The sequence below is a fragment of the Pedobacter sp. MC2016-05 genome (assembly GCF_026239735.1).
In the GTDB taxonomy this organism is placed as follows: domain Bacteria; phylum Bacteroidota; class Bacteroidia; order Sphingobacteriales; family Sphingobacteriaceae; genus Pedobacter.
On the sequence record NZ_JAPIVT010000027.1, the window covers coordinates 38,472 to 62,769 of the forward strand.

A 24,298-nucleotide genomic window follows, 5' to 3' on the forward strand; every position below is an offset into this window, starting at 1 on the left:
TTTAAAATTTAAAGTTCCAGGTTACCGATGGAATAATACCGAATAATGAGGTTTGTTCGGCCACAGTTTTACTTGCATCGGTTGGATCATTAATAAATTCGACAGAATAAGGATTTTTTCTACCCAAAGCATTATACACGCCAAAATTCCAGCTTGATTGAAATCTGCCTTTATTTCTACCTTCAAGCGTTGCGCTTAAATCTAACCGCATAGTGTAGGGCATTCTACCGGCATTTCTTTGGGTGTAATAATATACGGTTTGTCCACCGACAACATATTTCCCTGCCGGATAAGTCACCGCATTTCCTGTGCTGTAAATTAAACTCGAAGAAAAAGTCCAGCGTTTATTCAAATTATAAATGCCCACAAACGATACATCGTGCGTACGATCTTGCCTGGATGGGAAATAATTACCATTGTTCAATCCAGCAAACTTTCTTTCCGTTCTTGATAATGTGTAGCCCACCCAACCATTCAACTTTCCAAACTTCTTTTTAAAGAACAATTCCAACCCATAAGCCCTACCCGTTCCATATAAAAGTTCTGATTCTACGTTTGAATTGCCTAACAGTTCAGCAGCATCTCTGTAATCAATTTGATTTTGCATCCATTTGTAATACACCTCGCCAGAGAATTCATAGTTATTTTCAGCAAAATTTCTGAAATAACCAACAGCAACCTGATCTGCAATTTCTGGTTTGATGTTATTGCTACTCAACACATATTGATCAGTTGGAGAGCTTGATGTAGCATTGGTTAAAATGTGGATATTCTGCGTATTTCTGTTATAAGAAGCTTTAACAGAATTCTCTTCATTAAACAAATAGCTCAACGAAAAACGCGGCTCCAGGTTTAAATAATTCTTATAAAACTTACCGCTTTCTACTTTATCTGATGATAAGATATTGCCATCAGCATCGTAACTACCGAAATTACCAGGCCCTAATAATGAAAATGCAGCCAATCTTAATCCGTATAATAAATTCAGTTTTTCGGTTACCGCCCATTCATCAGAAACATATACGGCACTTTCTAAACCATAGCGTTTTTCTTGCGTAAGCGGATTAACCTGCGATTCCTGACTAGTGGTAATGTCAATTGGAGAAATGCGGTGATGCGTGGCATTTAATCCAAAACGCAAAGTGTGCTTGTTGCTAAAATATTGAAAATCCTCCTTAAAGTTGAAATCCCGCACCAATGAGGTCGCCTTGAAATTGGTTACATCATTTAACAACCTCACCGTATAATTATAGTTATTGTAAATTAATGAGGTATTGGAAAATAAACGATCATTAAAAATGTGATTTAAACGGATCGTTGTCGTTACATTTCCCCAGTTATTCTCAAAAAGATCCTTAACGCCAATATTATCTTTACCAAAATAACCTGAGATATAAATGGTGTTTTTATCGTTGATTTTGTAATTGGCTTTGGCATTGATATCGTAGAAATTCAAGGTACTGCCATTTATTGAAGAATCTGGTGAAGCCCTTAAAAACAAATCAATATAAGTTCGCCGAAAGCTCACCATAAATGAACCTTTATCTTTTACAATCGGCCCCTCTGCTTTCAATCGCGAAGCGATCAACCCAATTCCACCCTGAAACTTAAATTCCTTGTTATTTCCATCGTCCATCTTAACATCCAAAACCGACGATAATCTACCCCCATATTGCGCTGGCATACCGCCTTTGTATAAACTTACATCTTTAATGGCATCGGCGTTAAAGGTAGAGAAGAAGCCCAATAAGTGTGATGAATTGTAAACAACAGCCTCATCTAAAATAATTAAATTTTGATCGGCAGCACCTCCGCGAACATAAAAACCCGTATTGCCTTCGCCACCGGATTTTACACCTGGCAAAAGTTGAATAGTTTTCAAAACATCTTTTTCGCCCAATAAAACCGGAATAGAGTTTAACGATTTCATATCAATACGTTCTAAACCCATTTGTGCGCTTTTTACGTTTTCATTTTTCCGGTTATTGGCGCTCACCGTAACTTCGGCTAAATCATTTGCATCATTTAATTCTTCGTTAAGTTTTGTATCCTTATTCAGATTGATAGTTTTTATAACACTTGCAAATCCCGTGTAGCTTATTGTTACGGTATAAGTTCCTTCGGGTTGAGTAAGGGCGAAATAACCGTAATTATTGGTTAGCGTACCTGCAGGAGTTGCACCGGTAATTTTAATTGTAGCACCGATAAGTGTTTCGCCAGAACTCGCATCGCGAATAGTGCCACTTAAAGTAAATTTGTTTTGCGCAAAAAGGGTTAAACTAAAAAAACTGAGAAAGAAAATGAGCAAATACGGTTTTAACGGCATGTTTAACGGATCTGATTTTTAAGATGTTTTCAAATGTACGAATTTGAAGCGTCTATCTTTTTATCAAATGCTTTTCAACAGCCTTTTTCCAAATGGCGTAACCCGCAGCATTCATGTGTAACATATCACCCACAAACAATTCAGGACGGTTTTGCCCATCCCTGGTAAGCATTAAAGGATAGATATCTACATATTTGGCATCAACCTGTTCGCTTATAAATTTTTTGATCAATGCATTGGAAGCAACGGCCTTTTCTCTAAACTTATCTCTACTCGGACTTGGTTTTATCGAAATATAAACGATGGGCACATTTGGCAATTTTGCTCTGATGGAATTAAATAATCTTATGGTTCTGTTGAGTACACTATCTGCTGTCGTTTTAGGATCTGGAAGATCATTTTCACCAACATACAATACAATTTGGCGTGGGTGATAGGGGAAAACGATATCGTTTAAATAGTAGGTAATATCGTTGGTAACTGCGCCGCCAATACCACGGTTCAAAGCGTTATATTTTGCGAAAACCTGCGTTAAGTCATCCCATTTTCTTATTGATGAACTGCCTACAAACAAAACTGGGTTAACCGGCGGTTGAAACATTTTATCGTACTTTTTAATCGTTTGTACATCGTCCCAAAATGGAGGCTTCGATTGGCTGAACGCAGTAAGTAAAACAAGTTGTGAGAGCAGTAGTGTAAAAAATATTTTTTTCATATTAATCGTCATTGTTCAATTGCACAAGATAACAATCATCAAATGAAATTTATATAAAAAGACTGTGACTGACTTGCCGCGTGATTAATTAGCTATTTCTTGGTCATTATTTCCTGGACTCCTTCTGTCAGCTTTTTAACTTTCATATACTCAGCCATAGAGGTATTTCTTTTATCTAAGTTAATTTCGAGCCATCCAGAGTTAGCTTTTAAATTGAATATATCCTCTCCATTCAAATTCACTAACAAATCGATATTTTGCTCGAGTGGTAGTTTATTGTTTAATGCACTGTCTAAATATTCGTTTAATTGGCGGGTTTTAGCTTCATCAAATTTTGCTGTAAACTTAAATGCTGTATTGGTATCTACAGTTTTCAGGGATAAATTTCCTCCCTTCGTTTTGCAGCCAAAGCTAAAAGATGCCAATAAAATTGAAGTAATGTATAATAATATTTTCATGTTGATTTGTTTTAGTTACTGATTAATAATTGTTCAATTGCTAATCCACTCAAGACTGTGGACTCCAAACTCCCCACTCCAAGCTAAGAACCAGCTCTGTTTTTAATATCCTCCGTAGCCGTATTTCTCGATCTGGCCGACTTCACATTTTGGTTTCCGAAACCATAGCTAATGCTAAAATTCGCTCTTCTGCTGGTGTAACGATTGGTAACGGTCATATTCACATTCTGATAAATCAAACTTCCTGCCCAGTAATTCGTCAGAAATATATCGTCCATGTTTAATCGCAGCTTAAGCTTTTTATTGAGCACGCTTTTCTGAATTCCTGCGTTAAAGGCATATTGCGTAACTGTGGTTCGCTCTACACCAGAAACACGGGGTGTATTTAACCAAAAATTAATTTCTATGCTGAAGTTTTGGGGTAATGTAAAAGAACTGGAGCTGTATAAATTTACTGCTGCCTGGCCTGCGCTGTATGCTCCGCCTTCTAAATTGCCATCTTCAAATTTGCTATAATAAACGCTGGCATTGTTTTGCATATTCCACCATTTAGCAATCTTAATCGGCACGTACACACCAGCAGAGAAATTCTGGAAACGACCTAAGTTTTGCCTGATCACACTGATCACCCTGGTTTCATCATTTTGCTGACTAATTTGGGTAATCATATCTCGTGTATCTGAGTAACCTAATGTTAATGAAGCTTCCTTATAGCTATAATTAATTTCGAAGCTATTGGTAAATTGTGGTTTCAAATATGGATTTCCTTGATCCAAAGCCAATGGATCCATATAAAAAACAAATGGGTTGAGCTGTTGATAATTAGGACGATCTACTCTCCTGCTGTAGGAATAACGAATATTATGCTTTTCGCTGATTTTTTGGTTAACAAATGCAGTAGGAAACAAGGAAAGGTAATTTCGCTCAACCTCTTTATTATCCGTAATCGAATTTCCGTTAGAGTGTGTATGTTCGGCTCTTAAACCAAGCTGGATTTGCCATACTTTCCACTCTTTAGAAAAGTTGGCATAAGCGGCATTAATGTTTTCTTTGTAAACGAAATTGTTCGATTTCCCTAAATCATTTTGCCAAACGCCTGATGAAAATTGTTCAGATAAAAAATCATTATTGGTTACCACATAACTACTTTTCAAGCCAGTTTCAATTTTCATTGTTTTAGAAAGTGGAAGCGTTAAGTCAGTTTTAGCGGCGTAAACATTAATTTTTGCATCGGTAGTATTACGCAAAGTTGTTTTATTGTCTGAGTTTCCATTGGCATTTAAATAGTTAGCCAAAAAAATCTCTTCCTTTTCATTGCTGAAACCCGAGTAATCCATATCGAAAGTTAAGCTCTTTCCATTTTTATCGAAATCGTGTTTAATATTAAAATTTGCCGTTAAATTGCTCGCTGGCGAAGTAGAATAAGCATCTTGCAGAATAGCACTTAAAGTGGATATTCCATTTTGCATTGCATTGATATTTGTGTTACTAAAATTGGTAAGCTTGGTTTTAACCGTATTGGCATCCAGCATTACTCCGAAAACAGTTTTCTCTGATGCATAATAATCCGTACCCAATTTGCCTTGAAAACCTAAACCCTTATTCTTACGATCGAAATTTTGAGTGAGTGAACTGGCCAAACCATTGGCTAAAGTGGTACGATTTAAGAATGTATTATTAAAATTCGATTTTCTGGCCATGGCGCCGTTCCCAAAAACATTCCATTTTCCTTGCCTATGATTTAAATTCAAATTTACTCCGGCACGGTATAAATCAGTTGGCGAATTGGGCATTAATCCTTGTCCGCCATTAAAAGAAATCGTTCCGTTCGTACCATAAGCTTTGTTTCTCTTTAGTTTGATGTTAATAATTCCTGCGTTTCCCGCAGCATCATACTTTGATGAAGGATTAGTGATCAATTCTATGGTAGAGATTTGTTCCGCACTCATATTGCTCAACAATGCGGTAACATCTGCCCCTGATAAGAAATTGGTTTTCCCATCGATCATAATTAAAACGCCCGATTTATTGTTGAGCTTAATTTGTTCACTTTGCCGATCAATCTGCACGCCTGGTGCTTTCTCCAAAACATCCAGGGCTGTTCCGCCAGTTGAGGTGATACTATTTTCTACGTTTAAAACTGTTTTATCAATTTGATGCTCAATAAATGGTTTTTTACCTGAAATACTTACTTCTTTCAATTGCTTGGTTAAACCTTCCAATTTAATATTGGGCATTTTTAAATCAGCTGTTAATAAAATTCGATCCGTTTTTAAACTTTTATAGCCTACAATAGAAACTGATAAAAGATAACTTCCGCTTTTTAACAGAGTAATTTCGTAATCTCCGTCTTGATTGCTGGAAACGCTTTTTACCACACTTGTATCTGCAAAGTTCATTACTCTAATGATGGCAAAAGGTAAAGCTGCCTCTTTTTCATCAACAATTTTCCCTGTTATTTTATTGAAATTTTGGGCAAAGGAAACCCCACACACCATTAGGCATGCCATTAGCACTAGTAACTTCTTCATGATATTTTCTTAATGCCTTTTGAGGCGAATTGAAACGCTGATGGTTTAATTATTATTTAGGCCAAGCTCTTCTTTAACTTCTTTGATCCTGTTTGATATCGAATCTTGATAGAGGCTATCGGCAGTTCTATCTTTCTGCGCAAATTCCAGGTCGATCAGCTCCTTCTTCAACTTTTTATTTTTTATAGCTTCCTCTTTCAATTGTGCAACACATTTCAAACCATCTTCGGTCATCATCCATGTGCTGTAATCGTTTTTATCATTTTCAATTTCGCCACAATCCCAGGTTCCATAATTGTTTAGGTATCTGTAAGTATCCTCCTTTAGAATCACCTTCGTACCCACCGGAATTTCTAGTTTTAGTCGAACCTCCTGGTTTCTCCAAATGGTTCCTTTTCTCAATTGAAAACGCGGATTGAAAACAAGATTAGAGTCTTTTAGGACATATTTATAATCGATGTTCTGCGCATTTTGTAAAGCACTTTGAAAAGTTTTCCCCTGCGATTCATATTTCTGCGTTAAGCGGGTAGCCAACGTTGCACTTTTTTCAATATCAATACGGATGTTGTTTGGCATTACAAAAGGTCCGTTCTCAAAATCTTCCGTAACAATTTGTCTTCTTTGGTTTGCATCAATACGGTAAGTCACGCTATCTTCCTTACTAAAATATTTGCTTCTATCAATATCAATTATATAGGTTTTATAAGATTTTAAATCGGCAGTTTGAGCCAATTCTGCATGTTGTTTAAACTCTGAAGAAATTTTAGCTGCGTGATAACCAGCCATTGCTACACCAACCAGCCAAATAATTAACAAAGCGAAAGAAAGTGTTTTATTAATAGCCTGTTTATTAAAAGCCACACGGATAGAAAACAATACCAAAGCTAAAATGGGTACAAAAAATACTATAAATGCACTGAATAATATTACACCTCTATTGCTTTCATCTACAATAGAGAATGGGAAATACTCATATACACTCGAATCCCAAAATCCTTGAAATGCGGCAAAACCAACAATTAACGATAGCAGAAATACGACTCCAAATAGTACAATAAAACCTGCTACAACCTTAAAGATGATTTTTCCTGTTCCAGAAATAAATCGCCCAAGCCAATCGAAAAATTCACCGATAAAAATGCCTATTTGTCCAAAGATGGATCCTGTGTGCTTGCCAGCAATGGCTAAACCTTGTTTAACAGCTAGTAATTCCTCATCCAAATTCTTTTGAAAACCCTGCAAGTTGGCCGGTTCGCCTTTCATTTCCATACGCTCGATACGCGATTTTGCTTTTGGCATAATAATCCAAAGGATTGCATAAATCAAAAAGCCTGCGCCACCTAAAAACAGTGTAAGCAAAGCCGCCACACGAATCCATTTTGCGTCGGTATTAACATAGTGCGCAATACCCGCACACACACCCGCAATCACCCGTTCATCCATATCGCGGTATAGTTTTTTCTCAGCCTGGAACTGATAATTGGTATTCGCAACCGGCTCTTCGTCGTTTTCTTCTACCGTATCAAAATCCTGTACACGACCCATTTGGGCAATCACTGCATTTACATCAACTGAGCTAACCACTTGTTTTTTCTGTTCTTCCAATTGCTCTGTTAATAACTCTGCAATTCGATTTTCGATATCCGTTACAATTTCTAAATCGTCAGCGTGGTTAACGAAATGTTGCTTCACTTCGTTTAAATAAACCTTTAAGAGTTCGTAGGCACTTTCTTCAATATGAATAATCGTATTCCCAATATTTATGATGATGGTCTTTTCCATTTCCTTTTTTACTATTTATGAATTGGCTCCTTTTTGTGAAACACCTACAGCATAAGCCAACTCTTGCCAGGTTTGATCTAATTGTGATAAAATATCTTTACCAACTTGGGTTAAGGTATAATATTTACGGGGTGGGCCTGAGGTAGATTCTACCCAGTTGTAGCTTAACAAACCATTGTTTTTAAGCCTGGTTAATAATGGATATAATGTGCCCTCTACCACCAATAGTTTTGCCGTCCTTAATTCGGCAATAATATCCGAAGCGTAAATTTCGCCACGTGAGATGATTGATAAAACACAGTATTCCAGAATTCCCTTCCGCATTTGTGTTTGCGTATTTTCTGCTATCATAATACAAAGATATATGTTTTATATTGTACTATGCAATACATAGTACTAAAATAAATTTAAATATTAGTATAACCAATTGATTTAAAGTGTTTTAATTTTATTCAAGAATTTATAAGTATTTAATTTTAATGTGAAATCACTAAATTTTATGGAAAGCAAAGACATTAATTCTTCGGTTTTAGCAGTCCCACTATCCCCTTATAGTCCCAATTTTGGAAGAAAAATTGGGAGCTATTTGACTCTATCGGGTTTAGTTTGGTTAGGTTCGTGCAAGAAAAGCGGATACAACTTCATTAGAAAAAACCTAGCCTTGAAATTGTTCTCAGAAATAATAAGTCGGCATTCCATGCAGAAATCTTAAATCGATTGCTGTTTCTACGCTAAGTCATTTACAACTAAACCAAGGCTGTGTTTTGAATTAAAAAATAAAGACAAACAAATCACTACAAACAAGGTAGATTTAATATATTTTAATAGTTTTGTGGCATATTAACTTTGTTCATGAAAAAATCTATTGCCAGCATTGTTGCAGAGGCAAACGAAAGTGGAGAGGGCTCACTCAAAAGAACCTTAGGTCCGATTAATTTAATACTTATAGGCGTAGGTTTAACACTTGGTGCCGGGCTATTTTCTATTACAGGTTTGGCAGCAGCCAATCATTCTGGTCCGGCGGTTACCCTTTCTTTTGTAATTGCAGCCTTAGGTTGTGGCTTTGCGGCTTTGTGCTATGCAGAATTTGCCTCGATGATACCCGTTGCCGGTAGCGCCTACACCTACTCTTACGCTACAATGGGCGAGCTTTTTGCCTGGATTATTGGCTGGGATTTAGTGCTCGAATATTCAGTTGGTTGTGCAACGGTAGCCATTAGCTGGTCGCAATATTTAACCCGCTTTTTGGGCAGTTTAGGAATTTATTTGCCCCCACAGCTTACCCTCTCTCCTTTCGAAACGGCTAAACTTGCCGATGGATCTACGGTTAATGGAATTATAAATATCCCTGCTGCACTAGTGGTAGTTTTAATGACTGCAATTTTGATCAGAGGTACAAAAGGATCGGCAATTGTAAATGGAATCATCGTATTTTTAAAGGTGGGCGTGGTTTTGGTTTTCATCGCGTTAGGCTGGCAATATATCGATCCTGCAAATTATCACCCATACATCCCGGAAAATACCGGCACCTTCGGGCAGTTCGGCTGGAGCGGAATTTTACGAGGGGCAGGATTGGTTTTCTTCGTTTTTATTGGCTTTGACGCAGTAGCAGCTTCGGCCCAAGAAACTAAAAACCCAGGAAGAGATTTACCGATAGGCATTATTGGCTCGCTGTTAGTTTGTACAGTTTTATTTGGTTTATTTGGCCATGTAATGACAGGCTTAGCCAACTACAAGGAATTTGCCAACAGTGGCGCACCAGTGGCCATCGCTATCGAAAAAACACCTTATGGCTGGTTAAGTCAGGCGATAATATTGGCGATTTTAATCGGTTACACTTCGGTTATTCTAATTGATTTAATGGCACAATCGCGAATGTTTTATTCTATAAGTAAAGATGGCTTATTACCCAAAATGTTTTCTGATGTTCACTCGAAATTTAAAACGCCGTGGAAATCAAACATCATTCTATGTATTTTCATATCCCTTTTTGCAGCATTTGTACCGATGAATGTGGTGGGCGAAATGACAAGTATCGGAACATTGCTTGCGTTTTTGATGGTTTGTGTAGGTATTCTAATCTTACGGAAAACTGATCCGGAAGCGAAACGCCCTTTTAGAGTTCCTTTGGTCCCAATAATTCCTATTTTAGGGATTTTAACATGCGTAGCGATGATGATATTTTTACCCGCCGATACCTGGATTCGGCTTATCGTTTGGTTAGGAATTGGTTTAGCTATTTATTTCTTTTACGGAAAAAAACATAGCAAAATACGGGCAAAATAACACACAGCCTAATTATGGTTTGTTGCTTTTTATCTACAATTGTAATTAATTGTAAAACAATATCTTGACAATTCGCGACTAAAATCGGAAGTAGTTAACAAATAATAATAAGTTATCCACAATTTATTAAAATGTATAAATCGTGGCTTAGGATTTGAAATAGAAAAAATACCTATTTAAAATATTTTCCTATGATACTTAAATTAGACACTTCCGTTTTTAAACTTAGCAGACATAAAGCTGAAACCATTAAAAAAGTGGCAACTCCGCTGACAAAACAACAGTGGGTTACTGCCGACAGAATAGTAATGGCTGCCATGTTTATTTTCGCAGCTCTTGGTGCTGTCTTATTCTAGTTTCTGATGATCCTTAAAAATCTTCACCAATCAATTCTTTATTTATCATCACAGCAGCCAAAGTTCCACTTGCTGTTATCACAGAAAGCGACCTAAACAAGGTTGTACAATCCCCTGCGGCATAAACACCCTTAACAGTTGTTTGCTGTTGTTCATCAATTTTTACTGTTTTCAGTTCTGTTAGCTCAAAGCCCAATTGTTGATCAAAATTTATATGCTGATCCACCTCTGGCCTCATATAAACGGCTTTCAATTTTAGCTCATTCCGATTTTTAAATTTTACAGTTTCTAAGCTTCCATCAGTATGTTCCAATTCCTCAATTTCATCTTCAACAATTTTGATTGATTTTGCCAGTAGCTTATCGGTTTGCGCAAGAGTTAAAGCTGATTTGCCATTGGTTAAAATTGTTAGGTCTTTATTCCAAAGATTTAAATTTTTTGCCATTTCAAAAGCATGATCTCCATTCATGAACAAGCCTATTTTTTCATCTTTAACTTCAAAACCATGGCAATATGGGCAATGAATAACCGAAATCGCCCAACATTCTTTTAAGCCTTTGATATCCGGTAAATTATCTTTTAAACCGGTTGCCAAAAGTAACTTCCGAGAGGTGAAACGATTACCGTTATTAAGTTCAATCTGAAACACATTCTCTATTTTTTTAGCTACTAACACCTCCCCATCTAAAAATTCTACGGTTGGATATTTAAGGACTTCAGCCTTAGCTATCGAACTGATCTGAGCAGGAGTTCGCCCATCGTGGGTAAGAAAATTATGTGAATGTGGCGTCTGTTTATTGCAAGGTTTGCTACCATCAACTACCAAAACTTTTCTGGTTGCTCGTCCTAAAGTAAGTGCAGCCGACAATCCTGCATAACTACCTCCAATAATAATTACATCATAATCCATATCAATCTATTTTGATCAAAAATGAAAATAAATAAACATAAATGCAATATTGTTGCATTAAATAATTGTCATTTTTTATAGACCGTAGCTGCGATAAAATGGCCGTAGTAAAAGCGTTGTTCGATTATCTCATATTGGTGGTTTTCAAAATAGGGATTCATATCTACTAGTTTCTTTGCCTCCACATTGCTAATTACACTAAAAAACGTATACATCGTTTTCAGAAAAAATTGCTGCCACCATTTCCCATTAGTGGATTGTGTAACAAAATCGACCATTAACCATAAGCCGTTATCCTTAATAGCTGAATTCAGTTTTCTAAAAACTTCACTGCATCTTTCTGGCGAAAAATTATCGAATAAAAATGGGGTCATGATGACATCGAAATATCCATCGGCGCTAAACTCTTCAACGCCAGAATGAACAAATACCACATCGTTATCGCCGCAATTGCGGGCTTTGGAAAGCGCAATCATTTTCGAAGATATTTCCACATAAGTGATTTTCAAACCTGATTGCTGGCGTTTTGCTATTTCTTCTAAAATCCATCCAGTGCCGCCGCCAACAATTAAAAGCCTACTATTTGGAGTAATATATCTGAGCTGATTTATTTGGGCCTTGCCCTGTGATTTTCCAAATACCAGCCGACTTAAGAAATCGTAATATTTTGCAATTCTATCGTAGTTATTGATCATTGTAAGTGGCTACAAAAATAATTAATGCACAAATTGCATTCCCAGTATGCCGCAAAGTGCTTTGATTAAGATTAATCCATCTATCACCATTAAATAGTAAAGAATATTTTTACGCTTATGCATAGAATATGCCACGTAAATGGTTAGTAAAAATGGAGAAATGTTGCAAAGCACCTGAGGAAGGCCAAAATCTTTGTAACTAGCAAAAACTCCAAGAGAAATTAAGCCAACCAACAATAGGGGAATTAAGATACTAAAAATAGTTTTCCGCAAGCCGTAACGCACCACAAAAGTTCTTAAATGCTTATTGGCATCGGTAGGATAATCTTTGATATCGAATATAATGGCGTTAACGGTGCAAAACATCCAGTTTTTAACAAAAAGCCAAGTCCATAGCACAGAATCATGATAATCAATACCGGTTTCTATTTTGAGCATAATTAGCGGTAGAACATTTGCACAACACGCCCAAACAAAGCCAATAACAAATGCCTTTAACCAACCAGTGTTTCGAAGATTAAATTTCAAAAAAGACTTCGGCAATAGGCCATAATAGAGTGCCGCAGCCACCACAACAGTTATAATAGCGCCCCAATAGATTGCCGGAAGTGTTAAAAAATGATGTAAGTTTTGATAAAGTAAATTTATCGCCAAAATAACGCAGAGCACAAAAAGCAATAACTGACTGATATTGATTAGTTTTTTGTGTTCAAAGTACCACTGTATTCTTGGGTTTGTAGTTGATGGTTGAGTGGAAACTTTATTATAAGCATATGTATAATAAATAGTTGGAGCTAAAAATAATAGCAGGTAATAATTTAATGAATTAAAGGGCAGCCTTAATTGAAAACTGGCTTCCAATGTTAACGCTACAGCAAGGATGCCGACGAAATAGTTTCCGAAAAAGATAAAGCGGATTATTTTAGTTGACATCAGCTTTCATTTTGCATGAGGCAATTTCGGATATAATATTGATTTAAAATATAAAAATCCATAAAAAAAGCCTCTCAGTTCCTAGAAGGCTTAGTGTGGGTTTCCTAAATTCCAAATTGATCTAATTGCCTTAATTCAGTTGAAAAAATTAATTTTTCTATCAGCTTTTTGCTTTTCCAAGATTTAATTTGCTTTTCCATCTAAAAGGCATCGTTCTTCAAATCGAAACTTCGCGTCCAAACAATCTTCCAGTCACCTGTATGACCATTAAAACCAGAGTGATTTGAATTATGTGTTTTTAATCTAGATTCGATATTACTAGTTGAGCCAACATAGTATTTATCACGGATTTTCGAATACACACATATATATGTTGAGAACATTTTTAAAGGTATGCAAAATCTCAACTAATCAAAAAAGCTTCTCAAAGGCTCAGTGTGGAAAATGAGGGGTTCGAACCCCCGATCCTCCCGACTGATAATGTCGGGATGCTCTGAACTAGCTTACCTAGTTTCATTAAATAAAAAAGCCTCTCAGTTTCCTGAAAAGCTTAGTGTGGGAAATGAGGGGTTCGAACCCCCGACCCCCTCGGTGTAAACGAGGTGCTCTGAACCAGCTGAGCTAATTTCCCTTTGAAAAAAGGCTTTATTATTAATCTTTCAAATCCTTGAAAGTAAGTGTGGGAAATGAGGGGTTCGAACCCCCGACCCCCTCGGTGTAAACGAGGTGCTCTGAACCAGCTGAGCTAATTTCCCTTTCCTTTTGGGAATGCAAATATAGTGCTATAATATTGTTTCGCAAATCTTTTTTAATTTTTTTCAGCTCAACAAAGTTTCTAAAATTTTGTGCGATTGTACTTCGCCAAAAGAGGAAGTATGTAAGGTATAGAAAACCAATATCTTATCCAACAGAAACCGCCGCTGATTGTTGCTCATCATGATCTCTGAAATTTTTTCCAGTGAGGTTTCAAATAATAAAACAAATCCTAATGCATCTTCTAACTGAAGGTAATTTGCATGAATGGGCACCCTAGAAACGAACTCCCCTTCCTGTAAATCAAAATAAAGCTGATCATTTCTTCGCTTTGCATTTGGTGAAAAGCCTAGAAAACGGGTTAATTTTAAAAGAAATGACAGGTGAAAATTTGGATTTATTTCTTCAGCTTCATCAAACCAGGCTATAGCGTTAAAAATATAATCAAACAAGTTTTCATCAGCCGATTGCTGTCGGATACTTTTGTATAGCACTTCATTTAGAAAAATAACAATGCTGGTTTTAATGATGTCATAAGGAATACTTTTAAAAACAGGCGTTTGCCTCACTTCAGAAACCCGTTGAATATTGGTGTTTGCCTTATGATAGACAACCATATCAAGCAAATGAAGGGATTGTAACATATTCATTTTAACCTTAGCTTTTGGCTTTTTAACACCGTTTATAAGGTAAGATTGCATACCAAATTTATCGGTTAGCACTTGTACAATTACACTGCTTTCGCTGTAATTGGTCGTCTTTAAAACTATACCCCTCACTTTATGCAACATGCTGCCCAAACATTTTTTTCAAAAGTATGTTATTTGTGCAAAATAAATTGAGCAAAAAAACACTCCAATTTGTAAATAAGATTAGTTTTGCCCTTATCATTAAAATTAAACTAGATAACACATGTGGGTTAAGCTATCAAGGTTTATTCTTCAGAACCGTATTGCAATCATAATATTTTTCGTACTGGGTACAGTTTTTATGGCCTACCAAGCCAAAAATGTAAAACTTTCCTATACGGGAAGCAAAATTTTGCCTGTTACCGATAGCGCATTTATAAAATACAATAACTTCAAGAAAACCTTCGGAGAAGACGGAAGTGTAATGGTGGTTGGGATTCAATCGCCCAATATCTTTAAAAAAGATGTTTACAATCACTGGGTTCAACTCTCCAATGAAATCCAGAAATTAAAAGGTATAAAAGCAGTTTTATCTTCAGGACGGATTTTCCAATTAGAGAAAGATACCGTTGAGCAAAAGTTTGTTTTAAAAGCTATTCCAAATGGGGCGGTAAAAACCGATTCGGAAATGGACTCGATAAAAAAGGCCTTGTTTAATACGCCATTTTTTGAAGGATTAGTTTACAATAAACAGAATGCCACTCTAATGGCAATCACATTTGACACCAAAATACTCAACTCTGCAGAACGGAATCCTATTTTAAAACAGATTGAAGAAAAAGCTAAAGCTTTTGAATCAAAAACCAAGATTCTGGTACATATTTCGGGCTTGCCTTACATCCGTACCGCAGTTAGCAAATTGGTTAGTAATGAGTTTGTTTTGTTTTTAGGATTATCGATTCTAGTATCTGCCATTATTCTACTGATTTTTTTCAGAAAATTCTACGCTGTTTTCTTCCCGATTCTGGTGGTAGTAATGGGCGTAATTTGGAGCATTGGTACTTTGGTATTATTCGGCTTCGAGTTAACAATTTTAACAGGATTAATTCCGCCGCTGATTGTAATTATCGGTATACCAAACAGTATCTTGCTGCTTAACAAGTATCAAAACGAATTAAGAAAAGGTGTTTCGAAAGAACATGCATTAAGCGTTACCATCGAAAGGATCGCAGTTACCACACTTATTGCCAATATTACTGCAGCCATTGGTTTTGGCGTGTTATACTTTACAGGAAGCGAATTACTGATGCAGTTTGGTAGCGTTGCATCGATAAATGTAATGATTACCTGGTTGATGTGTCTATGCCTAATTCCGATTATTTTCAGCTATTTGCCAGCGCCTAAACTGAAAGCCCAAAACCATGTTGAAGAAGGTTTTCTACATAAACTACTGGTTAAAACAGATCTGGTTGTTCAACATAAAAGTAGCTTAATTTATATCGGCACGATTGTAATCTCTATCATTGCTTTAATAGGAATAATGAAAATTAATGTGAATGGATATGTTGTAGATGACTTACCAAAAAGCTCGACAATTTTAAGGGATTTAAAATTCTTTGAGAAAAATTTTGAGGGGATTTTGCCACTTGAAGTGAGCGTAGACACCAAAAAAAAGAATGGTGTTTTCAATCTGACGAATTTGAAAAGGATGGAAAAAATGGAGAAAATGATTGCTGCCTATCCAGAATTTTCGCGTTCTATTTCAGTTAACATGGGATTGAAATACGCTACACAGGCTTTTTACAACAACGATACTGCATTTTTCCGTTTGCCGGATAATATGGAGAAAAACTTTATTCTAGCATACATTGCCAGCGGAGGGAAAGGAAACGCAAGCTTATTAACCAATTTCGTGAGCAAAGGCAATCAAAGTACCAGGATTAGTTTTCAGATGGCAGATGTGGGGTCCAAACGTTTAGATGCAATAATGGCTGAACTAAAACCACGTATTGATAGCATTTTGCCTCCCGATAAGTTTGATGTGGAATTAACGGGTTCGAGCATTATCTTTTCTAAAGGAACGGATTACATGTTGAAACATTTGTTCGAAAGTATTGGCTTGGCAATTGTGTTAATCTCACTTTTACGTCTGGCGCAATTCAAAAGCGTGGGCATTATGTTTATTTCCTTGCTACCGAATATCGTTCCATTGATTATTACCGCTGGAATTATGGGCTATTTTGGGATTTCCCTTAAACCCTCAACCATTTTAATTTTCACTATTGCTTTTGGATTGGCATCAGATCAAACCATATATTTCCTAACCCGTTACCAGCAAGAACTAAACTTGACTAACTATTCTGTTCCGAAAGTAATTACCGATACAATTACGGAAACAGGGGTAAGCATGACACACATTGCGTTGATTCTGTTCTTCGGTTTCGGCATTTTTACTGCTTCTACCTTTGGGGGCACAGTAATTTTGGGGTTACTACTTTCGATAACATTATTTGTAGCCTTGATTTTTAACCTTACCTTATTACCTGCTTTGGTTTTGTGGCTGGACAAAAAGAAAGTTAGGAAAGTGATTTCTGATGAAGAATCGGCAAAAAATGCTGGTGAGTTTGACCATTAGGAAATTTCAAACCTTATAGGTCTATTTACTATATTTAGGTAAAAATTGACATGAAATATTTAGATAAATTTCATCCCGACAATTTTTACCACATCTTTAATCACGCTGTTGGCAAAGAAAATCTTTTAAAAAATCACGATAATTATATTTTTCCCTTTCCAGGCTCGATAACTATTTATCGCCGATAGCAAAAACTTTTTGTTATTGCTTGATGCCCAATCATTTTCACCTCCTCATCCAAATCAGAGATGAAAATACGATAAGAATTTCAGCTAACAACTATGATGAAAGCTTTGATTTTCATAAGTTTATCATGCAAAAGCTGAGCAATTTCCTCAACAGTTACGCCAAAGCATTTAATAAGCAGAGAAATAGAAAAGGTGCACTTTTCTTAGATTTTACTAAAAGAATTAAAATTTAAGATGAATCGTATTTCACTAGATTAATAAATTACATTCATCAAAACACTGTGCACCATAATTTTTGTAAATTCCCAGCAGAATGGGATTATTCATCTTATAATTCAATTATCTCAATAAACAAATCTTCAAAGTTAGAAAGAAAAGCCGTTTTCGATTGGTTTGGGGGGATTGAAGAATTTGTAGCTTTTCATCAAAAAAAAATTTACTGAATTGGATTTTTCAAACCTATAAGATTATAAACTCTATAGGTTTATTCCGCTACTCCTTAACAGGCCTTTCCTCCTCATCATCTACAGGAACCTCCACCGTCGGGTCGGTAATAATTTCTGCGTTCCCATCTTTGTCCTGCTTTGCAAACAATACCGGATATAACATCCATAATGCACCAACCATCACTAGTATCCCGGCCAGGATTTGAAAATAGCGAGCCCAGCTTACTTCATTCGCATTTAAAATTCGGTAAGCGACAAATGAAAATACACCAAGAATAAGAACTAAAACGGCTTTTTGTAATTTCAGGAGCTTGATCATGGGGAGTTTCTTTTGTTTTGGATAATATGGACTAAAACAAAGATGAGTCCAATAAGTTCGAGCAGGCCACAGAAATAAAATGCGAACAACATAAAATCGTGGTTGGCCGGACTGATAACAGTAACAATAGGCAGTGCAATTACAGCTATAATCATCAACGAAAGCCCGAAATTAAATAATTTCACATTAAAAGTATTTACATCAAAACTACCAAAATTCAGCCATTTTTTTTAACTTTGCATCCTTAATTTTTTGAGGTACTTGATTGATGTATAGCGAATTTAAACAATTGGACCTTGCCAAAATAGGGCAAGAAATACTGGATTTTTGGAAAGAAGAAAACATCTTTGAAAAGAGCATTTCGTCTCGTCCGAAATCTAATCCGTTTACTTTTTACGAGGGACCGCCGTCTGCTAATGGCATGCCGGGCATTCACCACGTAATGGCTCGTGCTATCAAGGATATTTTTTGCCGCTACAAAACAATTAAAGGCTACCAGGTTAAAAGAAAAGCGGGTTGGGATACACATGGCTTACCCGTTGAGCTTGGCACCGAAAAAGAATTAGGCATTACTAAAGAAGATATCGGCAGAACGATTTCTATCGAAGATTATAATGAAGCCTGTAAAAAAACAGTGATGCGTTACACCGATGTATGGAACGACTTAACTGAAAAAATGGGCTATTGGGTAGATATGGACGATCCATACATTACCTACAAATCGAAATATATGGAATCGGTTTGGTGGCTTTTAAAGCAGATTTACGATAAAGGGTTAATTTATAAAGGCTACACCATCCAGCCGTATTCTCCAAAAGCAGGAACAGGCTTAAGTTCGCACGAAGTAAACCAACCGGGTGCTTACCGCGATGTAACTGATACCACAATTGTTGCGCAATTCAAGGCTTTGCCTGATACTTTGCCTTCATTTCTGAAAGAAGCTGGAGATATTTATTTGTTGGCCTGGACTACAACTCCGTGGACTTTACCATCGAACACGGCACTAACTGTCGGACCGAAAATTGACTATGTTTTAGTTAAAACTTTTAACCAGTATACTTTCTTGCCAACAAATGTAATTTTGGCAAAAAGCCTGGTTGGGAAACAGTTTGGTAAAGGTTTTTTTGAAAGTAGCGAGGCTGAAGATTTTACAAACTTCAAAGCAGGTGATAACCTGCCTGCCGGAAAGGCAGGAAAAATTCCTTACCAAATCCTTGCCGAATGCAAAGGAACCGAACTGGTTGGCATTAGGTACGAACAACTTTTAACTTACGCTTTACCATATAATAATCCTGAAAATGCTTTCCGCGTAATTTCTGGCGATTTTGTTACCACCGAAGACGGTACTGGTATTGTACACACCGCACCAACGTTCGGGGCTGATGATGCTAAAGTTGCCAAAGAAGCCGTTCCAGAAATTCCACCAATGTTGGTGATGGATGATAATGACATCCTTGTTCCGTTGGTAGATTTACAAGGAAAATTTACTAAACATGTTGGGCCTTTCGCTGGCAAATATGTAAAGAATGACTATTACGATGCTGGCACAGCACCTGAAAAATCCGTTGATGTAGAAATCGCAATTTTATTAAAGGAAGAAAACAAGGCCTTCAAAGTAGAAAAATATGTCCACAGTTACCCACATAGCTGGAGAACTGATGAGCCACTTTTATATTATCCTCTAGACTCTTGGTTTATCAAGGTAACTGATGTTAAAGACAGAATGTTCGACCTTAATGAAACCATTAACTGGAAACCAAAATCTACAGGTGAAGGTCGCTTTGGCAATTGGTTAAAAAATGCCAACGATTGGAATTTATCGCGTTCAAGATATTGGGGAATTCCTTTGCCTATATGGAGAACTGAAGACAAAAAAGAAGAAGTTTTAATAGGTTCTGTTGAAGAACTTTATAATGCGATCGAAAAATCTATCGAAGCAGGTTTTCAAAAAGAAAATCCGTTTAAAGGGTTCGAGGTTGGCAACATGTCTGAAGAGAACTACAACCTGATCGACTTGCATAAAAATGTAGTGGATCAAATTACTTTGGTATCTCCATCAGGCAAACCAATGACTCGTGAAAGTGATTTAATTGATGTTTGGTTCGATTCTGGTGCTATGCCTTATGCACAGTGGCACTACCCTTTCGAAAACAAAGAAAACATTGATGGAAACGAAGATTTTCCGGCAGATTTCATTGCCGAAGGTGTAGACCAAACCCGTGGGTGGTTTTATACTTTACATGCCATTTCTACATTGGTTTTTGATAAGGTAGCCTACAAAAATGTAGTTTCAAATGGCTTGGTATTGGATAAAAACGGGCAGAAAATGTCTAAACGTTTGGGCAATGCTGCTGATCCTTTCCAAACCATTAACGAATATGGTGCTGATGCTACGCGTTGGTACATGATTTCGAACGCAAATCCTTGGGATAATTTAAAATTTGATATCGAGGGAATTGCAGAAGTCCGCCGTAAATTCTTCGGAACGCTTTACAACACTTACGCTTTTTTTGCTTTATACGCTAATATCGATAAGTTCGAAATCGACAAAAATAATTTAAGCAATGTGGCAGATAGAACGGAGTTAGACCGATGGATCTTATCGTTGCTGCAAACCTTAATCAATGAAGTGGATGAGGCTTACAATGCCTACGAACCGACTAAAGCTACTCGCGCTATCCAGGCTTTCGTTGATGAACACCTAAGTAACTGGTACATCAGATTAAGTCGCCGCCGCTTTTGGAAGGGTGAAATGACTGATGATAAACGTGCTGCTTATGAAACGCTTTATGCTTGCTTAGAAACTTTAGCACAGCTGATGAGTCCGGTAGCGCCTTTCTTTGCCGATTGGCTGTACAGAAACTTAAGTATCAACGATAAAAATGCCAAACAATCTGTTCACTTAACATTATGGACACCTGCTGACGAAAGCTTAATCGATACAGATTTAAATGAGCGCATGGTTTATGCTCAGGATATTTCTTCGATGGTTTTATCGTTGCGTAAAAAGTCGAGCATCAATGTTCGTCAGCCTTTAGAAAAAATCTTAATCCCTTCTTTAAGTAGTGATTTTGAGCAAAAAATTTCGAAAGTTGCCGATTATATTCTTTCAGAAACCAATGTTAAACATATCGAATTCATCACTGATACGCATGGCATCGTAAAGAAAAAAGTTAAACCGAATTTTAAGGTTTTAGGTGCAAAAGTGGGTAAAAGCATGAAAGCCGTTGCAGATGCAATCAACAATTTCAGCCAGGAGGATATTTTCACTTTAGAAAAAGAAGGACAAATAAATATCTCAACTGACCCCAAACTCGGCGACAGTATTTCATACGATGTACAACTCTTGGATGTTGAAATCATTGCAGAAGATATTCCAGGATGGCAGGTGACTAATTTAGGCAGCTTAACGGTTGCTTTGGATGTAACCATTTCTGAAGAATTAAAACAAGAAGGAATTTCTCGCGAGCTGGTGAACAGAATTCAAAATTTACGTAAAGAATTAAATTTTGAAGTGACTGATAGGATTAAAGTGGCTTTACAAAATGATAATCTGGTTACAGCAGCAGTTGCAAAAAACAAGGCCTACATTTGCGCAGAAATTTTAGCCGACGAATTAGAATTAACAGATGAAGCGTTTAGCTCAAACAAAATCACTATAGACGATGTTGAATTAAGCATTTCAGTAACTAAAATATAAATCCATATCTTAGAAAACTAAATTAAAAAAATGGAAAACAGTAACAAAACACGCTACTCAGACAGTGAACTTCAAGAATTTAAAGAACTGATTCAAGATAAATTACGCATGGCGAAAGAAGAACTTAATGCATTAACATCATCATTAAGTAACCCTAACGCTAATGGAACGGAAGATACTTCAGGTGCTTACAAAACTTTAGAGGATGGTTCGGCAACCATGGAAAAAGAGCAAATCAATCAATTAGCTGCCCGCCAGAAAAAATTTATCGACAATTTGGAGAATGCATTGGTTCGTATTGAAAACAAAACTTATGGCATTTGCCGCGAAACCGGTAAATTAATTCAAAAAGAACGTTTACGAGCGGTTCCACACGCTACTTTAAGCATGGAAGCTAAATTAAAGCAGAGTTAATGAAAGGCTACACAAAACCTTTATTAGTTATCTTTTTAGTTTTACTTGCTGACCAAGCGCTTAAAATTTGGGTAAAAACCAATATGGAGATTGGCCAGGAGATTATATTTTTTGGAAAATCTGGCTTGCATTTTACTGAAAATCCCGGAATGGCATTTGGAATGGAGTTTGGTGGCGAATTCGGTAAATTAGCTTTATCAATCTTTAGGATTATTGCCGTTGGCGGAATTGGTTACGGCTTACATTATCTAATCAAGAAAAAGTATCATAGGGGATTGATATTAAACGTTTCCTTGATTTTCGTTGGCGCATTGGGCAACATTATCGATTGTGTATTTTATGGCGCAATATTCGATAAAGGAATGGTTTACAATGCCTCATTTAATGATTACGCTAGATACGAAGGTCTCGCTAAATTTTCATCCGATGGGTATTCGTCATTTCTTCACGGAAATGTTGTAGATATGTTTTACTTTCCTCTACTAACAGGTCATTTTCCAAGCTGGATTCCAATTTGGGGCGGTGATGAATTTGTATTTTTCAGACCCGTTTTTAACCTCGCTGATGCTGCGATTTCAGTCGGGGTAATACTTATCCTTATCTTCCAGAAAAACTACTTTAAAGAAGATGTTAAAGATGATGTGGGGATTAATAGTGAGATTGTAGAAGATTAGCATTTCAAAGTTGTCAACTTTCCAGCAACAGCGCTATTAAAGTTGACAAGTTAAATATTTACAAGCCCATTTCTTAATTGAGATGGGCTTTTTTTCAATAGTTCGTTATGAGCAGCAAAGCGCTGATTAAAAATGATAAACTTTCTTAATATATCTTACCTAAAACTTGGAAACGAAAAGCAGCAAAAAGCTTATCAGGTTATAACTGATCATGCTGTTTTAGAAAAGCTTGCTCAATACAGTCCGATTTTGGTTGGCACGATTCCTATCAACATCGACATAGAGAAAAGCGATTTAGATATCATTTGCCATGCTCAGGATAGAGAGGAATTCAGGAAAAAATTAGAGCATTATTTTCGTAGTATGAAAGGTTTCATCATCTCCGAAAACCAGAAGCTACATTCACTGAAAGCAAACTTCTTTATTAATGATTTTGAATTTGAAATTTTTGGTCAAAATATTCCTACCGAACTACAAAATGCTTATTGCCATATGCTCGTTGAGCATAAAATACTTCAAGAAGCAGGGGAAGATTTCAGAACCCGAATTATTGAATTAAAAAGACAAGGTTATAAAACAGAACCTGCATTTGCTAAATTGTTAGCGCTAAAAGGAGATGCTTATGAGTCGCTTCTGAAGTTGAAGATATAAAGTTTTGTTATTGCTCGGTACCGTTTAGGAGTAATATTGTAGTATGCAGCAACCATGAATGGTTTGTCATACTGAGGAACGAAGTATCTGCAAGCTATGAAACAGATTCTTCGTTCCTACCATTGACGTTTTTGTTTTCCGTCGTTGCGAAATCGATTCTTCATCGATTGAAGCAATCTCATTTGATAGCACACTATCAAGAATGAGATTGCTTCGTACCTCGCAATGACGACCGTTCTTAACGTCATTTATATTGATTTTTATGAAATAATTAAAACTCAGAATGACAGATTTTTAACACTTCAATCCTTAAACAATAAACAAATTAAATAACCAACAAAGTAAGCGAGCAAATCATACACGTTAAAATAAGTTCCTAGCGCAACACTCCAAAACTTGTTATCCTGTAAGTCCAACCAATTTACATAATGCAAGAGTTGCAGGAATTCGATAACGAAAGAGAAAATTAACACACCAAAAGCGAGCTTCTTATAGTTTGTTTTGAGAAATATCCTCAAGAAAGCATAGATCAAAACTACCACCAATACATCGCCACCGAAAGGCCGTATGTAAGCATCGTGCAAGTATTTTGCAATTAAAATTTCGACGATAAATATTCCGATGAAAATAAGGAGGAATTTCAGATTGAACGTTAATTTCATCCTCAAATATATAATAGAAATATTTCATTTCATGCAAAGCTCAAAAATCTTTGAAAGATGGACGCGAAATTAGAGATCTCTCCGCTCCGTTGCACTCCGGTCGAGAAGACGATCAAAAAGCGCTACGATGAAAAGTGATTTAAATGACGGATTTGTTGGAAATCAAAAAGAGGCTGTCTCAAAAAGGCAGTCTTCTTTTTTAGTAAAAAAATAATTTTTCACCTTTTAAATTTGT

General features: G+C 36.5%; 20 protein-coding genes and 2 tRNA genes. 7 read left to right on the forward strand and 15 right to left on the reverse strand.

The genetic code is table 11. The features are described 5' to 3' along the window. Nucleotide 1: 1 nt before the first annotated feature. The 6 genes from OQZ33_RS22485 to OQZ33_RS22510 form a co-directional block, all read right to left on the reverse strand. Entirely contained in the window at nt 2-2,326 is a 2,325-nt protein-coding gene (locus OQZ33_RS22485; protein ID WP_265801757.1) for a TonB-dependent receptor, read from the reverse strand. Between the two features lie 52 nt (nt 2,327-2,378). Continuing rightward, complete coding sequence (locus OQZ33_RS22490) at nt 2,379-3,041, reverse strand: GDSL-type esterase/lipase family protein (RefSeq protein WP_265801758.1); 663 nt, start codon at nt 3,039-3,041, stop codon at nt 2,379-2,381. Between the two features lie 92 nt (nt 3,042-3,133). After that, a complete protein-coding gene (locus tag OQZ33_RS22495) occupies nt 3,134-3,499 on the reverse strand; it encodes a hypothetical protein (protein ID WP_265801759.1) in 366 nt (121 codons plus the stop codon). A gap of 83 nt (nt 3,500-3,582) precedes the next feature. Next, nucleotides 3,583-6,030 (reverse strand): outer membrane beta-barrel family protein, encoded by a 2,448-nt coding sequence (locus OQZ33_RS22500; protein WP_265801760.1) that lies wholly within the window; start codon nt 6,028-6,030, stop codon nt 3,583-3,585. A gap of 45 nt (nt 6,031-6,075) precedes the next feature. Next, entirely contained in the window at nt 6,076-7,812 is a 1,737-nt protein-coding gene (locus OQZ33_RS22505) for a PspC domain-containing protein (RefSeq protein WP_265801761.1), read from the reverse strand. A gap of 15 nt (nt 7,813-7,827) precedes the next feature. Continuing rightward, on the reverse strand, nt 7,828-8,163 hold the full coding sequence (locus tag OQZ33_RS22510; protein WP_056848457.1) for a PadR family transcriptional regulator: 336 nt from the start codon (nt 8,161-8,163) through the stop codon (nt 7,828-7,830). A gap of 501 nt (nt 8,164-8,664) precedes the next feature. Here OQZ33_RS22510 and OQZ33_RS22515 point away from each other — a divergent pair. Together OQZ33_RS22515 and OQZ33_RS22520 are read left to right on the forward strand one after the other, a co-directional pair. After that, a complete protein-coding gene (locus tag OQZ33_RS22515) occupies nt 8,665-10,098 on the forward strand; it encodes an amino acid permease (protein WP_265801762.1) in 1,434 nt (477 codons plus the stop codon). A gap of 191 nt (nt 10,099-10,289) precedes the next feature. Continuing rightward, the gene (locus OQZ33_RS22520; protein WP_265801763.1) at nt 10,290-10,454 is read left to right on the forward strand and encodes a hypothetical protein; all 165 of its coding nucleotides are present in this window, start codon (nt 10,290-10,292) and stop codon (nt 10,452-10,454) included. 13 nt (nt 10,455-10,467) lie between these two features. On the opposite strand, the gene OQZ33_RS22525 is transcribed toward OQZ33_RS22520, so the two are convergent. The 7 genes from OQZ33_RS22525 to recO all read right to left on the reverse strand — a co-directional run bounded on the left by OQZ33_RS22525 (nt 10,468) and on the right by recO (nt 14,536). Beyond that, complete coding sequence (locus tag OQZ33_RS22525) at nt 10,468-11,364, reverse strand: NAD(P)/FAD-dependent oxidoreductase (protein ID WP_265801765.1); 897 nt, start codon at nt 11,362-11,364, stop codon at nt 10,468-10,470. A 68-nt stretch (nt 11,365-11,432) separates the two neighbouring features. Beyond that, the gene (locus OQZ33_RS22530) at nt 11,433-12,059 is read right to left on the reverse strand and encodes a class I SAM-dependent methyltransferase (RefSeq protein WP_265801766.1); all 627 of its coding nucleotides are present in this window, start codon (nt 12,057-12,059) and stop codon (nt 11,433-11,435) included. A gap of 21 nt (nt 12,060-12,080) precedes the next feature. Beyond that, complete coding sequence (locus OQZ33_RS22535; RefSeq protein ID WP_265801767.1) at nt 12,081-12,992, reverse strand: hypothetical protein; 912 nt, start codon at nt 12,990-12,992, stop codon at nt 12,081-12,083. 200 nt (nt 12,993-13,192) lie between these two features. Then, entirely contained in the window at nt 13,193-13,375 is a 183-nt protein-coding gene (locus OQZ33_RS24395) for a GIY-YIG nuclease family protein (RefSeq protein WP_265801768.1), read from the reverse strand. A 173-nt stretch (nt 13,376-13,548) separates the two neighbouring features. Then, nucleotides 13,549-13,623 (reverse strand) — tRNA-Val (locus OQZ33_RS22545). Nucleotides 13,624-13,672: 49 nt separating this feature from the next. Next, nucleotides 13,673-13,747 (reverse strand) — tRNA-Val (locus tag OQZ33_RS22550). Nucleotides 13,748-13,810: 63 nt separating this feature from the next. Continuing rightward, nucleotides 13,811-14,536 (reverse strand): DNA repair protein RecO, encoded by a 726-nt coding sequence (gene recO / locus OQZ33_RS22555; RefSeq protein ID WP_265801769.1) that lies wholly within the window; start codon nt 14,534-14,536, stop codon nt 13,811-13,813. A gap of 121 nt (nt 14,537-14,657) precedes the next feature. Here recO and OQZ33_RS22560 point away from each other — a divergent pair, with 121 nt between their 5' ends. Next, nucleotides 14,658-17,009 (forward strand): efflux RND transporter permease subunit, encoded by a 2,352-nt coding sequence (locus OQZ33_RS22560; protein WP_265801770.1) that lies wholly within the window; start codon nt 14,658-14,660, stop codon nt 17,007-17,009. Nucleotides 17,010-17,689: 680 nt separating this feature from the next. On the opposite strand, the gene OQZ33_RS22565 is transcribed toward OQZ33_RS22560, so the two are convergent. Continuing rightward, entirely contained in the window at nt 17,690-17,962 is a 273-nt protein-coding gene (locus OQZ33_RS22565) for an isoleucyl-tRNA synthetase (RefSeq protein WP_265801771.1), read from the reverse strand. A 268-nt stretch (nt 17,963-18,230) separates the two neighbouring features. On the opposite strand from OQZ33_RS22565, the gene ileS reads away from it, so the two are divergent. From ileS to OQZ33_RS22585, 4 genes are all read left to right on the forward strand, one after another. Continuing rightward, nucleotides 18,231-21,662, forward strand: a complete 3,432-nt coding sequence (gene ileS, locus OQZ33_RS22570) for an isoleucine--tRNA ligase (RefSeq protein WP_265801773.1) — start codon at nt 18,231-18,233, stop codon at nt 21,660-21,662. Nucleotides 21,663-21,692: 30 nt separating this feature from the next. After that, entirely contained in the window at nt 21,693-22,076 is a 384-nt protein-coding gene (locus OQZ33_RS22575; RefSeq protein WP_010600357.1) for a TraR/DksA family transcriptional regulator, read from the forward strand. Continuing rightward, on the forward strand, nt 22,076-22,750 hold the full coding sequence (locus tag OQZ33_RS22580; protein ID WP_265801774.1) for a lipoprotein signal peptidase: 675 nt from the start codon (nt 22,076-22,078) through the stop codon (nt 22,748-22,750). Before OQZ33_RS22575 ends, OQZ33_RS22580 begins: the two co-directional genes overlap by 1 nt. Before the next feature lie 132 nt (nt 22,751-22,882). Next, nucleotides 22,883-23,401 (forward strand): DUF4269 domain-containing protein, encoded by a 519-nt coding sequence (locus tag OQZ33_RS22585; RefSeq protein WP_265801775.1) that lies wholly within the window; start codon nt 22,883-22,885, stop codon nt 23,399-23,401. A gap of 302 nt (nt 23,402-23,703) precedes the next feature. Here OQZ33_RS22585 and OQZ33_RS22590 read toward each other — a convergent pair whose 3' ends face one another. After that, nucleotides 23,704-24,063 carry a DUF2809 domain-containing protein gene (locus OQZ33_RS22590; protein ID WP_265801776.1) on the reverse strand — a complete coding sequence of 120 codons (360 nt, stop codon included), beginning with the start codon at nt 24,061-24,063 and terminating at the stop codon, nt 23,704-23,706. Between the last annotated feature and the right edge of the window lie 235 nt (nt 24,064-24,298).

What these genes read in the sequence shown, in the direction of transcription:
- OQZ33_RS22485 (WP_265801757.1), bottom strand. Translation starts at nt 2,326, where the DNA reads ATGCCGTTAAAACCGTATTTGCTCATTTTCTTTCTCAGTTTTTTTAGT.
- OQZ33_RS22490 (WP_265801758.1), bottom strand. Translation starts at nt 3,041, where the DNA reads ATGAAAAAAATATTTTTTACACTACTGCTCTCACAACTTGTTTTACTT.
- OQZ33_RS22495 (WP_265801759.1), bottom strand. Translation starts at nt 3,499, where the DNA reads ATGAAAATATTATTATACATTACTTCAATTTTATTGGCATCTTTTAGC.
- OQZ33_RS22500 (WP_265801760.1), bottom strand. Translation starts at nt 6,030, where the DNA reads ATGAAGAAGTTACTAGTGCTAATGGCATGCCTAATGGTGTGTGGGGTT.
- OQZ33_RS22505 (WP_265801761.1), bottom strand. Translation starts at nt 7,812, where the DNA reads ATGGAAAAGACCATCATCATAAATATTGGGAATACGATTATTCATATT.
- OQZ33_RS22510 (WP_056848457.1), bottom strand. Translation starts at nt 8,163, where the DNA reads ATGATAGCAGAAAATACGCAAACACAAATGCGGAAGGGAATTCTGGAA.
- OQZ33_RS22515 (WP_265801762.1), top strand. Translation starts at nt 8,665, where the DNA reads ATGAAAAAATCTATTGCCAGCATTGTTGCAGAGGCAAACGAAAGTGGA.
- OQZ33_RS22520 (WP_265801763.1), top strand. Translation starts at nt 10,290, where the DNA reads ATGATACTTAAATTAGACACTTCCGTTTTTAAACTTAGCAGACATAAA.
- OQZ33_RS22525 (WP_265801765.1), bottom strand. Translation starts at nt 11,364, where the DNA reads ATGGATTATGATGTAATTATTATTGGAGGTAGTTATGCAGGATTGTCG.
- OQZ33_RS22530 (WP_265801766.1), bottom strand. Translation starts at nt 12,059, where the DNA reads ATGATCAATAACTACGATAGAATTGCAAAATATTACGATTTCTTAAGT.
- OQZ33_RS22535 (WP_265801767.1), bottom strand. Translation starts at nt 12,992, where the DNA reads ATGTCAACTAAAATAATCCGCTTTATCTTTTTCGGAAACTATTTCGTC.
- OQZ33_RS24395 (WP_265801768.1), bottom strand. Translation starts at nt 13,375, where the DNA reads ATGTTCTCAACATATATATGTGTGTATTCGAAAATCCGTGATAAATAC.
- recO (WP_265801769.1), bottom strand. Translation starts at nt 14,536, where the DNA reads ATGTTGCATAAAGTGAGGGGTATAGTTTTAAAGACGACCAATTACAGC.
- OQZ33_RS22560 (WP_265801770.1), top strand. Translation starts at nt 14,658, where the DNA reads ATGTGGGTTAAGCTATCAAGGTTTATTCTTCAGAACCGTATTGCAATC.
- OQZ33_RS22565 (WP_265801771.1), bottom strand. Translation starts at nt 17,962, where the DNA reads ATGATCAAGCTCCTGAAATTACAAAAAGCCGTTTTAGTTCTTATTCTT.
- ileS (WP_265801773.1), top strand. Translation starts at nt 18,231, where the DNA reads ATGTATAGCGAATTTAAACAATTGGACCTTGCCAAAATAGGGCAAGAA.
- OQZ33_RS22575 (WP_010600357.1), top strand. Translation starts at nt 21,693, where the DNA reads ATGGAAAACAGTAACAAAACACGCTACTCAGACAGTGAACTTCAAGAA.
- OQZ33_RS22580 (WP_265801774.1), top strand. Translation starts at nt 22,076, where the DNA reads ATGAAAGGCTACACAAAACCTTTATTAGTTATCTTTTTAGTTTTACTT.
- OQZ33_RS22585 (WP_265801775.1), top strand. Translation starts at nt 22,883, where the DNA reads ATGATAAACTTTCTTAATATATCTTACCTAAAACTTGGAAACGAAAAG.
- OQZ33_RS22590 (WP_265801776.1), bottom strand. Translation starts at nt 24,063, where the DNA reads ATGAAATTAACGTTCAATCTGAAATTCCTCCTTATTTTCATCGGAATA.